This is a genomic window from Streptomyces sp. KR80, assembly GCF_052245555.1.
Taxonomy (GTDB): domain Bacteria; phylum Actinomycetota; class Actinomycetes; order Streptomycetales; family Streptomycetaceae; genus Streptomyces.
In genome coordinates, this window is record NZ_JBQQCD010000001.1 from 332884 (window position 1) to 347215 (window position 14332).

The 14332-nt window shown below is 68.4% G+C and carries 13 protein-coding genes; 5 read left to right on the plus strand and 8 right to left on the minus strand.

The window, feature by feature from the left end; all coding sequences use genetic code 11:
• The first annotated feature begins 87 nt into the window (after positions 1–87).
• Positions 88–1038 (plus strand): TerD family protein, encoded by a 951-nt coding sequence (locus tag ACTWQI_RS01495; protein WP_443266597.1) that lies wholly within the window; start codon positions 88–90, stop codon positions 1036–1038.
• 99 nt (positions 1039–1137) lie between these two features.
• Here the strand turns inward: ACTWQI_RS01495 and ACTWQI_RS01500 are convergent, their stop codons facing one another.
• The 6 genes from ACTWQI_RS01500 to ACTWQI_RS01525 all read right to left on the minus strand — a co-directional run bounded on the left by ACTWQI_RS01500 (position 1138) and on the right by ACTWQI_RS01525 (position 5658).
• Positions 1138–1875 (minus strand): TerD family protein, encoded by a 738-nt coding sequence (locus tag ACTWQI_RS01500; RefSeq protein ID WP_443266598.1) that lies wholly within the window; start codon positions 1873–1875, stop codon positions 1138–1140.
• Between the two features lie 154 nt (positions 1876–2029).
• A complete protein-coding gene (locus ACTWQI_RS01505; RefSeq protein ID WP_443266600.1) occupies positions 2030–3169 on the minus strand; it encodes a DUF475 domain-containing protein in 1140 nt (379 codons plus the stop codon).
• 48 nt (positions 3170–3217) lie between these two features.
• A complete protein-coding gene (locus ACTWQI_RS01510; RefSeq protein WP_443266602.1) occupies positions 3218–3793 on the minus strand; it encodes a TerD family protein in 576 nt (191 codons plus the stop codon).
• An 89-nt stretch (positions 3794–3882) separates the two neighbouring features.
• Complete coding sequence (locus ACTWQI_RS01515; protein ID WP_443266604.1) at positions 3883–4458, minus strand: TerD family protein; 576 nt, start codon at positions 4456–4458, stop codon at positions 3883–3885.
• Positions 4459–4645: 187 nt separating this feature from the next.
• Positions 4646–5104: a peroxiredoxin gene (locus ACTWQI_RS01520; RefSeq protein WP_443266606.1), complete on the minus strand. Its 459-nt coding sequence runs from the start codon at positions 5102–5104 to the stop codon at positions 4646–4648.
• 113 nt (positions 5105–5217) lie between these two features.
• A complete protein-coding gene (locus tag ACTWQI_RS01525) occupies positions 5218–5658 on the minus strand; it encodes a DUF3052 domain-containing protein (protein ID WP_443266608.1) in 441 nt (146 codons plus the stop codon).
• A gap of 516 nt (positions 5659–6174) precedes the next feature.
• Here ACTWQI_RS01525 and aceE point away from each other — a divergent pair.
• The gene (gene aceE / locus ACTWQI_RS01530) at positions 6175–8922 is read left to right on the plus strand and encodes a pyruvate dehydrogenase (acetyl-transferring), homodimeric type (protein ID WP_443266610.1); all 2748 of its coding nucleotides are present in this window, start codon (positions 6175–6177) and stop codon (positions 8920–8922) included.
• Between the two features lie 81 nt (positions 8923–9003).
• On the plus strand, positions 9004–9834 hold the full coding sequence (locus tag ACTWQI_RS01535; RefSeq protein ID WP_443266611.1) for a potassium channel family protein: 831 nt from the start codon (positions 9004–9006) through the stop codon (positions 9832–9834).
• On the opposite strand, the gene ACTWQI_RS01540 is transcribed toward ACTWQI_RS01535, so the two are convergent.
• Positions 9815–10240 carry a peptidase inhibitor family I36 protein gene (locus tag ACTWQI_RS01540; protein WP_443266612.1) on the minus strand — a complete coding sequence of 142 codons (426 nt, stop codon included), beginning with the start codon at positions 10238–10240 and terminating at the stop codon, positions 9815–9817. The two genes, ACTWQI_RS01535 and ACTWQI_RS01540, sit on opposite strands and share 20 nt — an antisense overlap.
• A gap of 289 nt (positions 10241–10529) precedes the next feature.
• Complete coding sequence (locus tag ACTWQI_RS01545) at positions 10530–12131, minus strand: MFS transporter (protein ID WP_443266614.1); 1602 nt, start codon at positions 12129–12131, stop codon at positions 10530–10532.
• A 120-nt stretch (positions 12132–12251) separates the two neighbouring features.
• Here ACTWQI_RS01545 and ACTWQI_RS01550 point away from each other — a divergent pair, with 120 nt between their 5' ends.
• Together ACTWQI_RS01550 and ACTWQI_RS01555 are read left to right on the plus strand one after the other, a co-directional pair.
• Complete coding sequence (locus ACTWQI_RS01550; protein ID WP_443266616.1) at positions 12252–12905, plus strand: TetR family transcriptional regulator; 654 nt, start codon at positions 12252–12254, stop codon at positions 12903–12905.
• A gap of 144 nt (positions 12906–13049) precedes the next feature.
• On the plus strand, positions 13050–14294 hold the full coding sequence (locus tag ACTWQI_RS01555) for an alpha/beta hydrolase (RefSeq protein ID WP_443266617.1): 1245 nt from the start codon (positions 13050–13052) through the stop codon (positions 14292–14294).
• Positions 14295–14332: the final 38 nt, after the last annotated feature.

Consider the following 14332-nt stretch of genomic DNA (forward strand, 5'->3'; position numbering starts at 1 on the left):
TTGCCCGGCCCGCCGACGCGGATACCCACGCCGCATCCCGCGGCCCCGCGTTGTCGCCTCGGCTGCCGGGAGGGCAGGATTGCCGCCATGACGCACGCGATGCTGAAGGGGTCGAACATCCCGCTGGAGGCCGCCGCCGTCCGAGCCGTGCTGCGCTGGACTCGCGGCCCGGACGTGCCCGACGTGGACGCGTCGGCCCTGCTGCTGGGCTCCGACGGCCGGGTGCGCTCCGACGAGGACTTCGTCTTCTACAACCAGCCGCGCCACCCCTCGGGCATGGTCCGGCACCTGTCGAAGAAACAGCTGGCCGAGGGTCTGACGGACACGGTGGAAGCGGACCTCGCGAAGCTGGAGCCGTCGGTCGAGCGCGTGGTGCTCGCGGCATCGGCGGACGGCGGGGCGTTCGGACGCGTACCCGACCTGCGCGTGCTGCTGTATGACGCGGGACCGGGTGCGGCGGCCGGTGACGGCGAGCCCTTCGCCACGTTCGACGTTCGTCCGGAGACGGGCGAGGAGTCGGCGATGATCTGCGGCGAGTTGTACCGGCGCGGTGCGGGCTGGAAGTTCCGGGCTCTGGGCCAGGGTTACGAGACCGGGCTCGTCGGCCTGGCCACGGAGTTCGGCATTTCCGTGGAGGAGGACGAGGGTGAGGACGGGGCGGCTGACTCGGGCCCCGAACCGGAGGCCACGGCGGCCACGACGGCTCAGGACGCGGCGCAGCAGGCCCAGCCCCGATCGGAGCCGCAGCGGCAGGACGACGGCGGGTCCCCACCGCAGACTCAACCGCAGCCCCGACAGCAGTCCCAGACCGAGGACCCGGCCGGGTCAGGGCAGCCGGACGGGAACACGGTACGGCCGACGCAGCCGGGCTACGGCTACCCGCCGCCCCCGGACTCGCCGCCGACGAGCTCCCCGTCGGGGGCCGCGCAGCCCGCCTACGGATATCCCCAGCACCCCTCGCACACCCATGCGCACCAGCCGGAGCCGGCCGCCTTCACACTGCCGCCGCAGGGGCCGCAGTTCCAGCGGAACCGGTGACGTGGATCGCGTGACGGAACGGCTGACCGGGCTGGGTGACGGCCCCGAGCACCATCTCGGCGTCAGGCCCCAGCCCGGTTCACCTCGCAGCCGGATGTCTCACACCTTCGTCTTGTAGCCGCGTCCCCACTGCAGCCCCCACCCGTAGAGCCGGTCGAGCTCCGCCTGGAAGCCGTAGACGTACTTGACCTCGCGTCGGACCGTCAGCTCGCCCTTGTTGTTCTCGATCAGCACCACGGCACAGGAACGGGCCTGGGGGGCACGCTCGTCGAGTCCGATCTCCACCCGCGGGCCGTTGCTCGGGTAGAGCGTGACCACGGCGTGGGTCCGGTCGAAGGCCGGAGTCCCGTCGTAGATGTAGACGAAGATGAGCAGCCGTTTGAACTCGTCCCGGTGGTCCATGTTGATGTAGATGGTCTCGCCGGACCCCGAGCCGAACCGGTCGTCGCCGCTGAGCTTCACATACGGCGGTGAGTTGATGTCGCCGAAGAAGCTGCCGAGCGGCTGGACGACGCCCTTGGTGCCGTCCTGCAGCTCGTAGAGACAGGCCAGATCCAGGTCGATCTGCACCACCGCGGGCCCCTGGGCCTGCACGATCTCGGGCTTGAAGAGTTTGAACGGATGGCGCAGCAGGCTACTGCTCTGCCCGGTGCGGCCGCCGATGTCGGAGGTCCGCATCCGCCAGGACAGGTTCACCCGGAGATTTCCGGTGACGGCGCCCTGCTTGGTCAGCGACACCGTCGGACGACGCTTCGTCAGCTCGATCGCGTTCGACGAAGCGCTGCCAAAGTCGAAACCCTGCTGGCCGCCCCGCCACAGGTTGCTCAAGAACGACATGTTCCACCCCCACTCGTCGGGCACAACTCATGCGGGGCGGCCCGAGGCCGGGAAACCCTGAGCCTCGTAACCGCCCCGCATCAGAGAGCGTTCCTCCATCGCGTCGTGGTCACACACCGGGGACCCTACGGTGAGCGATGCGTCCCGATGGCCGTTATACCTGGGACATGGTGGTCGACCGCTCCTCGGAGGCGTCGCCGCCCTCGTCCGCGAGGGCACGGTTGCGGCGCAGCGAGGACCAGAAGGACCAGGCGATCAGGGAGACGCCGATGAGACCGGTGACGATCTCGTTGACCTGGAACTGGATGGTGACGAGCAGCAGCACCGCGAGGGCGCCGATCGCGTAGTGCGCGCCGTGCTCCAGGTAGACGTAGTCGTCCAGGGTGCCCTGACGGACCAGGTAAACGGTGAGGGACCGGACGTACATCGCGCCGATCCCGAGGCCGAGCGCCATCCAGAAGATGTGGTTGGTGATGGCGAAGGCGCCGATGACTCCGTCGAAGGAGAAGGACGCGTCCAGCACCTCGAGGTAGAGGAACATGAAGAACGCGGCTTTGCCCGCGAGGCCGACCATAGTCGGCTGCTTGCCGGCCTTCTTGGCCTCCTCCTCCGCCTCGTGCTCACGCTCCTCTTCCTCCTCGAGCTTGTGCTCGAAGTGTCCGGAGAGGCCGCCGACGATGAGGTAGGTGATCAGGCCCGCGACGCCGGAAAGCAGAACCGTGGCCGACTTGTCGGCGGTGCCGGTGCTGACATGGGCATGGGTGGCGAAGGTCATCGCCGAGAGCAGCAGGACGATCAGGGCGATGCAGACCGACAGCATGTCGACCTTGCCGAGCTTGGCGAGCGGGCGCTCGATCCAGTGGAGCCACTTGATGTCCCGGTCCTCGAAGATGAAGTCGAGGAAGATCATCAGCAGGAACATGCCACCGAAGGCGGCGATCGCCGGGTGGGCGTCGGTGACCAGGGCCTCGTAACGCTCCGGATCGGCGATCGCGAGATCGACGGCCTCGATCGGCCCCACCTTGGCGCTGATCGCCACGATCACGACCGGGAAGACCAGGCGCATTCCGAAGACCGCGATGAGAATGCCGATCGTGAGGAAGATCTTCTGCCAGAAGGCATTGAGCTTCTTCAGCACACCGGCGTTGACGACGGCGTTGTCGAAGGAGAGGGAGATCTCGAGGACGGAGAGGATCAGGACGATCCCGAACGCCTCCCACCCCCAGCCCCACGCGGCGGCGGCGAGACCGAGCGCCGTGACGGCGAACGACCAGCCAAAGGTTCTCAGAAGCACTGGCTACCCAATCCTGTTAGCGGGGTCCCCCGCGCTCAGTGCGCGGCTTTACGAAACGTTGACCCCGAAGTCTAGAGCGATGCCGCGCAGGCCCGACGCGTACCCCTGGCCCACCGCCCGGAACTTCCACTCGCCGCCGTACCGGTAGACCTCGCCGAAGATCATCGCGGTCTCGGTCGAGGCGTCCTCACTCAGGTCGTAGCGCGCCAGCTCGTTGTCGTCCGCCTGGTTCACCACGCGGATGAAGGCATTGCTGACCTGGCCGAAGGTCTGGCCTCGGCTGTCGGCCTCGTGGATCGACACCGGGAAGATGATCTTGTCAACCTGGGCAGGCACCTTGGAGAGGTCGACCAGGATCGACTCGTCGTCGCCTTCGCCCTCACCGGTGAGGTTGTCGCCGGTGTGCTCGACCGAGCCGTCCGGGCTCGTGAGGTTGTTGTAGAAGACGAACCACTCGTCGCCGAGCACCCGGCCCGACCGGCACAGCAGCGCGCTGGCGTCGAGGTCGAACGGCGCGCCCGTGGTGGAGCGTGCGTCCCAGCCCAGACCGATCATCACCTGAGTGAGGTTCGGCGCGGCCTTGGAGAGAGAGACATTGCCTCCCTTGGCGAGCGTGACGCCCATGATTCTGCATCCTCCCCGAAGTGCTTGACGCCCGGTGCCGCACGCCCGGCCGTGCGGCGAGGCGTGCGGCACCGGGCCGATACGAGCCGTCAGACGTTGACGCCGAAGTCCTGCGCGATGCCGCGCAGGCCCGAGGCGTACCCCTGGCCGATGGCCCGGAACTTCCACTCCGCGCCGTTGCGGTACAGCTCGCCGAAGACCATGGCCGTCTCGGTCGAGGCGTCCTCACTCAGGTCGTAGCGCGCCAGCTCGTTGTTGTCCGCCTGGTTCACCACGCGAATGAACGCGTTGCGCACCTGACCGAAGCTCTGCTGGCGGGTCTCCGCTTCGTAGATGGAGACCGGGAACACGATCTTGTGAACATCGGCCGGCACGGTGGCCAGGTTCACCTTGATCTGCTCGTCGTCGCCTTCGCCCTCGCCGGTGAGGTTGTCACCGGTGTGCTCGACGGAGCCCTCGGGGCTCTTGAGGTTGTTGAAGAAGACGAAGTTCTGGTCGTTGGTGACCTTGCCCTCGGCGTTGGCCAGCAGGGCGCTGGCGTCGAGGTCGAAATCGGTACCGGTGGTGGTGCGGGCGTCCCAGCCCAGACCGACGACGACCGCGGTCAGGCCGGGGGCCTCCTTGGTCAGCGAGACGTTTCCGCCCTTGCTGAGGCTGACTCCCACGAGTCCTCCCATTGATGAGTTCGGGGGACCGGAGAAACCTGTGCCCCCATCGTGCTGTGGCATCGGATCAACGAATCGATCCTAGTGAGCGGTTCCCCGGGGCCACAGGGTTTCGGGGGCCCTGTCCCATTCGTTCGGGGCACGGACGTCCGGCCGGCCCCGTAACCCGGGAGAACAGCTCGTTCCGCTACAGGGATTGCAGCGCCGTGGCGTACTCGTTCAGGTCACGGGCATCGGGCAGCCCGTTGACGACGGTCCAGCGGACCACACCCTCCTTGTCGATGATGAAGGTGCCGCGCACCGCGCAGCCCTTCTCCTCGTCGAAGACGCCGTAGGCGTCGGCGGTCTCGCCGTGCGGCCAGAAGTCCGACAGCAGGGGATAGTCCAGGCCCTCCTTCTCGGCGAAGACACGGAGAGTGAACGGGGAGTCGCAGGAGACGGCCAGCAGCTGCACGTCGTCGTTGACGAACCTCGGCAGCTCGTCGCGCAGCGCGCACAGCTCGCCGGTGCAGACGCCGGTGAAGGCGAAGGGGTAGAAGAGCAGCACGACGTGCTTCTCGCCGCGGAAGTCCGAGAGCCGCACGGTCTCGCCGTGCTGGTTCTTCAGCGCGAAGTCCGGAGCCTTCGTACCGACCTCGATCGCCATGAGTGCGTATCCCTTCCGAGAGCTCGACAGATGGCGACCACCCTATGCGCAGGCCCCCCGCCGACGGAGTCCGCGGGGGGCCTTGAGCCTTGAGATACGGGGGGATACGAGGATCAGCGCTTGCCCGAGCGGGCGGCCTTGGGTGTGACCAGGCGGCTGCCGGTCCAGTCCTTGCCCGCGTTGATGCTCCGGGTCTGGGACAGACCCGCGGTCTGCGCGGCTTCGTTGATGTCGCTCGGCTCGATGTACCCGTCCCGGCCGGTCTTGGGCGTCATCAACCAGACCGGAGCGCCTTCGTCGATCATGCCGATGGCGTCCACCAGCGCGTCCGTCAGGTCGCCGTCGTCCTCGCGGAACCACAGGACAACGGCGTCGGCCACGTCGTCGTAGTCCTCGTCGACGAGCTCCTGGCCGATCACGGCCTCGATGCTCTCGCGGAGCTCCTGCTCGACGTCGTCGTCGTAGCCGATCTCCTGGACCACCTGTCCGGGCTCGAAACCCAGCCGTGCGGCGGGGTTGGTCCGCTCCTCCGCGTGGTCCGCGGTCGCGCTCACGGATTGCCTCCTGTCGTGTTTCGTGAAGATGTCTGCCGCCTCGCGCGTGCGCGAGGTACTTGGCCGTAGTCCACACGTGCCGGGCGGTTCGCGCAAGTACCCGGCCGCCGATCCCGCCCAAACGTATGGGGGCATCTCCATAGGGAGATATGCGCAGCATACGGAGTTATGGGGAGGTCTCGCCGCAACTCCAGGCACGAAGGAATGCCCGGGGTGATTCCCACCACTGCGCTATGCCCGGGTTTGTGCGCCCGAGCCTCTGTGGCATTCGGGCCCGGGAGGGCCTCGCACCGACGACGAATGACCGCACGTCTGGCAGTGCCCGGGTGGGCGTAAGGTTGCGATTTGGGCGACTAACAGACAGTGGCCGCAGCATGGCTGTCTCACACAGTGGTGGTTACCACTCAGTAGAGATGACGTTTCCGCCCCCGAGGTACACGATGGGAGGCGGCGCGACACCAGCAGAGTCTCCATCTCACCGCGTGCAGAGCACGACCCGAACAGCGAAGGAACAGCGTGGCTTCCGGATCCGATCGCAACCCGATCATCATTGGCGGCCTTCCAAGCCAGGTCCCGGACTTTGATCCCGAAGAGACCCAGGAATGGCTCGCCTCGCTCGACGCCGCCGTCGACGAGCGAGGCCGTGAGCGTGCCCGCTACCTCATGCTCCGCCTGATCGAGCGAGCCCGCGAGAAGCGCGTGGCCGTGCCCGAGATGCGCAGCACGGACTACGTCAACACCATCGCGACCAAGGACGAGCCGTTCTTCCCCGGCAACGAGGAGATCGAGCGCAAGATCCTCAACGCGACCCGCTGGAACGCGGCGGTCATGGTCTCCCGCGCGCAGCGCCCGGGCATCGGAGTCGGCGGCCACATCGCCACCTTCGCGTCCTCAGCGTCGCTCTACGACGTGGGCTTCAACCACTTCTTCCGCGGCAAGGACCAGGGCGACGGCGGCGACCAGATCTTCTTCCAGGGCCACGCCTCCCCCGGCATCTACGCCCGCGCGTATCTGCTGGACCGGTTGAACGAGCAGCAGCTCGACGGCTTCCGCCAGGAGAAGTCGAAGGCGCCCTACGGCCTGTCCAGCTACCCGCACCCGCGGTCCATGCCGGAGTTCTGGGAGTTCCCGACCGTCTCCATGGGCCTCGGCCCGCTGGGCGCGATCTACCAGGCCCGGATGAACCGCTACATGGAGGCCCGCGGTATCGCCGACACCTCCAAGTCGCATGTGTGGGCCTACCTCGGCGATGGCGAGATGGACGAGCCGGAGTCGCTCGGCCAGCTGACCCTGGCCGCTCGCGAGGGCCTGGACAACCTCACCTTCGTGGTCAACTGCAACCTGCAGCGTCTCGACGGTCCGGTGCGCGGCAACGGCAAGATCATCCAGGAGCTGGAGTCGGTCTTCCGCGGCGCCGGCTGGAACGTGATCAAGCTGGTCTGGGACCGCAGCTGGGACCCGCTGCTCGCGCAGGACCGCGACGGCGTGCTGGTCAACAGGCTGAACACGACCCCGGACGGCCAGTTCCAGACGTATGCCACCGAGACCGGTGCGTACATCCGTGACCACTTCTTCGGTGACGACCACCGGCTGCGCAAGATGGTCGAGGGCATGACCGACGACCAGATCCTGCACCTGGGCCGCGGCGGTCACGACCACAAGAAGATCTACGCGGCCTATGCGGCGGCCAAGGCGCACAAGGGCCAGCCGACGGTGATCCTGGCGCAGACCGTCAAGGGCTGGACACTCGGCCCGAACTTCGAGGGGCGCAACGCGACCCACCAGATGAAGAAGCTGACGGTCGAGGACCTCAAGCGGTTCCGTGACCGGCTGCACCTGCCGATCGCGGACCAGGAGCTGGAGTCCGGCCTGCCGCCGTACTACCACCCGGGCCGCGACTCGGACGAGATTCAGTACATGCACGACCGCCGCAAGCAGCTGGGCGGCTATGTGCCGACCCGTGTGGTGCGCTCGAAGCCGCTGAACCTCCCGGGCGACAAGGCGTACGCCGCGCTCAAGAAGGGGTCCGGCAACCAGCAGATCGCCACCACCATGGCCTTCGTGCGGCTGCTGAAGGACCTGATGCGGGACAAGGAGATCGGTAAGCGGTTCGTGCCGATCGCGCCCGACGAGTACCGCACCTTCGGTATGGACTCGCTCTTCCCGACGGCCAAGATCTACAACCCGCTGGGCCAGAGCTACGAGTCCGTGGACCGTGAGTTGCTGCTCGCCTACAAGGAGTCGCCGACCGGCCAGATGCTGCACGACGGCATTTCCGAGGCGGGCTGTACAGCCTCGCTGATCGCCGCCGGCTCCGCCTATGCCACGCACGGCGAGCACCTGATCCCCGTGTACGTCTTCTACTCGATGTTCGGGTTCCAGCGCACCGGTGACCAGTTCTGGCAGATGGCCGACCAGCTCGCGCGCGGATTCGTGCTGGGTGCGACCGCGGGCCGTACGACCCTGACCGGTGAAGGTCTGCAGCACGCGGACGGCCACTCGCAGCTGCTGGCCTCGACCAATCCGGCGGTCGTCTCCTACGACCCGGCGTTCGGCTTCGAGATCGGGCACATCGTCAGGGACGGTCTGCGCCGGATGTACGGCTCCTCCGACGAGCACCCGCACGGCGAGGATGTCTTCTACTACCTCACCGTCTACAACGAGCCGATCAAGCACCCGGCCGAGCCGGACGACGTGGACGTCGAGGGCATCCTCAAGGGCCTCCACCGCTACAAGGCGGCGGAGAGCGGTTCGATCCCGGCGCAGATCCTCGCTTCGGGTGTCGCGGTGCCGTGGGCCGTCGAGGCGCAGCGGATCCTCGCCGACGAGTGGAACGTCCAGGCGGACGTCTGGTCGGCGACCTCCTGGAACGAGCTGCGGCGCGAGGCAATCGCGGTCGAGGAGCACAACCTGCTGCACCCGGAGGAGGAGCAGCGCGTCCCGTACGTGACCCGGAAGCTCGCCGAGGCCGAGGGTCCGAAGGTGGCCGTCTCCGACTGGATGCGGGCCGTCCCGGACCAGATCGCCCGCTGGGTGCCGGGCACCTACCAGTCGCTGGGCGCCGACGGCTTCGGCTTCGCCGACACCCGCGGCGGCGCCCGTCGCTTCTTCCACATCGACGCCCAGTCGATCGTCCTCGCGGTGCTCACCGAGCTGGCCAACGAGGGCAAGATCGACCGCTCGGTGCTGAAGCAGGCGATCGACCGCTATCAGCTGCTCGATGTGGCGGCGGCCGACCCGGGCCCCGCGGGCGGAGACGCATAGCCGCATCTGCGCATACCCGCGGCCCCGACCGGAACCATCCGGTCGGGGCCGCGTGGTGCGGAGCAGGAGAGAATGCGCGGCATGAAGGAACAGCCCGCACAGACACGGTGGGAACGACGCACGCAGGGGCCACTGTTGGGGCTGGCGGTGCTCTTCGCGGTGGCGTACGCCGTACCGATCGTGGCGCCGGACGCCGATCAGCGCATACGACAGCTGTGCGTGGTCGTGGAGTGGCTGGTGTGGGGCTCGTTCGTTGCGGACTACGCCGTACGGCTGCTGCAGGCTCCGGAGCGCCTCGTTTTCGTGCGGAGTCATCCTCTGTCCCTCCTTGCTGTGGTGCTGCCGCTGGTTCAGCCGCTGCGGCTGCTGAGGCTGGTGGCCACCCTGCTGCTGGTCGGGCAGCGGGCCCGGATGGCCTCGCAGGTGCGGCTCACGACGTATGTCGCGGGGGCTGTGGTGGGGCTGCTGGTGTTCGGCTCGCTGGCCGTACTGGAAGTCGAACGGGGGTCGCCGAAGGGGAACATCAAGAACCTCGGCGACGCGGTGTGGTGGTCCTTCACGACCATGACGACGGTCGGCTACGGCGATCACGCTCCGACAACGGCACTGGGACGGATGCTCGCGGTCGGTCTGATGCTGTCGGGCATCGCCCTCCTCGGTGTGGTGACGGCGAACATCGCGGCCTGGTTCATCGCCCGGTTCGAGCACGACGATGCGGAGGAGCGGCGGCAGACCGAGGCCATCGCGGCGCTGACGGTCGAGGTCAGGCAGCTGCGGGCGGAGATCGCGCGGCTTGCCCCCACCGGATCACCACCAGCCGGATCACGACCAGCCGGCTCGCCACCACCCGGTTCACCACCACCGGCGGATCCCTCGGTCGGCTCTTCCGGTCTCACCTCTCCCAGACCTTGAAGGCCCGTACCTGGTAGGGGGATTGGGGACTCCAGGTGCCTGAGCCGGGGTAGGTCTCGAACTCCCCGGTCTCACCGCATTCCGCGCTCTGGTACGTGGTCACCGGGCGACCGGTACGGTTCGCCAGCGAGGCCGCGGTGACGCCGTGCGGAAGCGGGACGCAGCTCTCGATGTCGATGTCCGAGAGTTCGTAGGTGTGCCGCACCCCGCGGAATTCGGGCTTCTCCCAGAGACACAGCTGCCCGGGGGCGCAGCCGCCCAGCCGCAGGGCGGCGGCAGGCGCGCCTTTGGCGGCCGCCGGAAGCGGCAGGGCGACGGCAGCGGCGACGATGACAGCCACGGCGGCCAGGACGGCCGCGGTGGCGGTAACGGTGATGGTGGCGGTGGTGCTGACGGTGTGACGCATCTGGATCACTCCCCCGTGTCGGACGGTCTGCTGTTGTTACACCGCAGACTGACGACGGGTTCCCGTTGCCACCAGGGGAGTTGATCGTTCCCACCCTGATAGGGGCAGATGCGCCGAGGGGGCCGAGCGTGTCGCTCGGCCCCCTCGGCGTTGACGTCCCTGAAACTCGGCTTCTGTTGATCGTGGGTCTGGGACACCACTGAGCGCTTGACGCCGGAGCCTTGACGCCGGGCCACATATGCCCGCAGCGCCGGCCAGGGCGTAGGACACGCCCGAGGGACGGCAAGAACTAGATGTGCCCCGCCCCGGCACCCGCGTCCGCATTCTCACCGCGTTTGGTCAACATCGCGACCAGGGCGGCGGCCACCGCGATGACTCCGGCGACCGTGAACGACAGCCCCATGCCGGACACGAAGGTCTCATGCGCGACGTCCGTGATCCTTCCGACGAGAGGCGGCGGGGTCTCCCTCCCGACCGGCGCGATGCCGACGGAGACCGCGTCCGAGGCCTGCGCCAGCTGCTCCGGAGCGAGCGGCGGCAGCTTCGCCTCGGCCCACTTCTCGGGCAGGGCGGTGTCGACCCTGGCCGCCATCACGGCGCCCAGAACCGCCGTGCCGAGGCTCCCGCCGACCTGCATGGCGGCCTGCTGGAGACCGCCCGCCACACCCGCGTGCTCGAGCGGTGCGTTGCCGACGATGACCTCGGTGGCGCCGACCATGACCGGGGCGAGGCCCATGCCGAGCAGCGCAAACCAGACGGACATCACGGCCGTCCCCGTACCGACCTCCAGGGCGGACATGCCGAGCATCGCCACCGCGGTGACGACCATGCCACCGACCAGAATGATGCGCGGCCCGAACCTGGTGATCAGAGCACCCGCGACCGGCGAGGCGACGATCATCATGCCGGTGAGCGGCAGCAGCCGGAGGCCGCTGTCGACCGGGCTCATCCCGTGCACGTTCTGCAGATAGAACGTGACGAAGAACAGCCCGCCCAGGAAGGCGAAGGCCATCAGCACCATCAGCACCGTGCCCGCCGACAGCGGGACGGAGCGGAACAGGCCGAGCGGGATCAGCGGCTCACGGACCCTGGACTCCCACAGGGCGAAGGCGAGGAAGCCGGCCACCGCGAGGGCGAGGAAGAGCAGTGTCCTGCCGTTTCCCCAGCCCCATGTCGGAGCCTTGATGAGCGCCCAGATGAGCGAGAACATCGCGCCCGACAGAAGGGCGATGCCGAGGATGTCGAAGGACTTTGCCGCGTTCTCGGCCCGATGGTCCTTGAGGATGACCAGACCCAGCACGAGGGCGACGATGCCGACCGGCACGTTGATGAAGAAGACAGACTGCCAGTTGACGTGCTCGACGAGCAGACCGCCGACGATCGGACCGGCAGCGGTGGAGGCACCGATGACCGAACCCCAGATGCCGATGGCCATGTTGAGCTTCTCGGCCGGGAACGTGGCGCGCAGCAGCCCCAGCGCCGCGGGCATGAGTAGCGCGCCGAACAAGCCCTGGAGCACGCGGAAGGCGACGACGGTCGACACGCTGTCGGACAGTCCGATGGCGCCGGAGGCCGCGGCGAAACCGGCGATGCCGACGAGGAAGGTCTGGCGGTGGCCGAAGCGGTCACCGAGCTTGCCGGCCGTGATCAGCGCGACGGCGAGGGCGAGGAGATAGCCGTTGGTTATCCACTGGACGTCGGCCAGGGAGGCCTGGAGGTCCTGCTGTATGGCGGGATTGGCGATGGCGACGATCGTGCCGTCGAGCGCGACCATCATCACACCGATCGCGACGGCGATGAGGGTCAGCCAAGGGTGGCCCCGGAGCCCTGTGCGGGGCTCCGGGGCGGGAAGGTCCGGCGCCACGGGGGCGACGGTGGTCTGTGACGTCATGATTCGGAGCGTAATGACAGTCGCTGACAATTGACAAACGGATTCACGAGTCGGTAACTGTCATATTGCTCACAGCTATTCTGACCAGCGAAAATGTGGCGAGAAGAGGCCCGAGAGGCAATGACCCAGCGAGCTGCGGAACCCATCGGACTCCGGGAGCTGAAGAAGCAGCGCACGCGCAATGCCCTGGTGCGCGCGGCGCTCGAGCTGTTCACGACCCAGGGCTACGAGCAGACGACCGTGGATGAGATCACGGACGCCGTCGATGTCTCCCAGCGCACCTTCTTCCGCTATTTCGCGGGCAAGGAGGAGGTCGCCTTCGCGGTCCAGGAGACCGTGGAGTCCCACTTCTACGCCGCTTTCTGCGAACGCCCGGCCGACGAGGCGCCGATGACCGCGCTGCGCCACGCAGTGCTCTTCGCGTGGGACACCATCGGGCAGGCCATCGAGGAGGCCGTACCGCCCGAACTGCACATGCGCATGTACCAGGTGATCGAGTCGACTCCCGCCCTGCTCGCGGTCCACCTGCGCCGCTCGACCGAGCTCGAGGAGCGGATCGCCCGCGAGATCGCCCGCCGCGAGGGGCTGGACGTGGATACCGACCCCCGGCCGCGCGTGCTGGTGGCGGCGTTCAGCGGCGTGATGAGGGTGACGGGACGGGTCTGGGGAGCCGGTGAGGACATCAGCGTGGAGGCGCTGCGCACCAGCACCGAGACGTATCTCGATCACCTCGGTCCGGCGCTCGCCGAGGACTGGCACGGCAGGGGGACCTGAGGCCCCGCGCGGCGACGGAGCGTGCGCTCTCCGCGCGCCCCCGGCGCACGCCCGTCCGATCTGGTGGCAATTGCACCGGCGTGAAACGTGAGTTGTGTCACGCCCCGCACAGGCTCCCCTACGCTTCTCCTAGGCTGTCTCGCAGTGTCTTCCTTCCCTGAGCTCGGCTCTTCCCCCACATCATGGCTCGGCGACTCCCCGGTCTGGCGCGCGGTGCTCGCTCTGGCCGTCGTCTTCGTCCTGCTGGCGACCACCGGCTGGACCGCGATCCGGGACCACTCGCTCACCCCCGGTCCGCGCGAGGCGGCGCTTCTGGCCTGGCAGCACGGCTCTCTCGGCAGACGCGACCTTCCCGACCCGGACGCCTCCCCCGCCGTACTCGCGGGCTTCTTCCGCTCGCTCAGCCCGGCTCAGCGGACCCGCCTCGCCGAGCGGTATCCGCTGGTTGTCGGCAACCTGGGCGGCGCACCGCTCGAGCTGCGCTACCGAGCGAACCGGATCGCCCTCCAGGACGCCCACCGTGCGGCGCAGCAGCGCATGAACGACGAGCGCCTCACCGAACTGGGCCGCCAGCAGGCCGGCCGCCTCGTGGAACGCCTCGAGTCCCTGCTGACCGGCAAACGGCAGATCCTCGCCTTCGACCCCACCGGAACCGGCCGTGCCGCCGAGGTCGTCGGCGACCTCACGCGGGCGAGCCGGGTGTCGGTGGTCGTCCCCGGCGTGGACACCAACCTGGTGAACTTCGAGCGCACCGACCCCGACCGCGTGTACAGCGCGCCGGCGGGCATGGCGCGCTCCCTGTACGACGCCGAGCGCGCGGCCCGGCCCGATGCCCGTACGGCGGTCGTCGCCTGGGCCGACTACACCGCTCCGGCGGGGCTGGGCATGGACGCCGCCACCGGACGACTCGCCGAGGACGGGGCCGCACGGCTGCGCTCCTTCGTCGACGCGCTGCCGGGCGCCCCGCGCGTCTCCCTCTTCTGCCACAGCTACGGCTCCGTGGTGTGCGGCGTCGCCGCGCGCCGGCTGTCGTCAAGGGTCACCGACATCGCCGTATCCGGCAGTCCCGGCATGCGCGTGGAGAACACGGCCGGACTCGGTACCAAGGCCCGGGTCTGGGCCACCCGGGACGCCGACGACTGGATCCAGGACGTGCCGTACCTGGAGTTCGGGGAGCTGGGTCACGGCGCCGACCCGGTCTCCGACGGCTTCGGTGCCCGCGTGCTCTCCGCCGCCGGTGCCGTCGGCCACACCGGGTACTTCGAGCCCGGGACCGAGAGTCTGGAGAGCTTCGCCGAGATCGGAGTGGGCGCACTCGACTCGGTGGTCTGCGCACCGGGGCACGGTGCGGGCTGCCGGCCCGTGACCGGCGGGCGCGCCGACGTTTGACGCGCGTAGCGTCCAGATGGAGGACGGAAGGGCGGCTG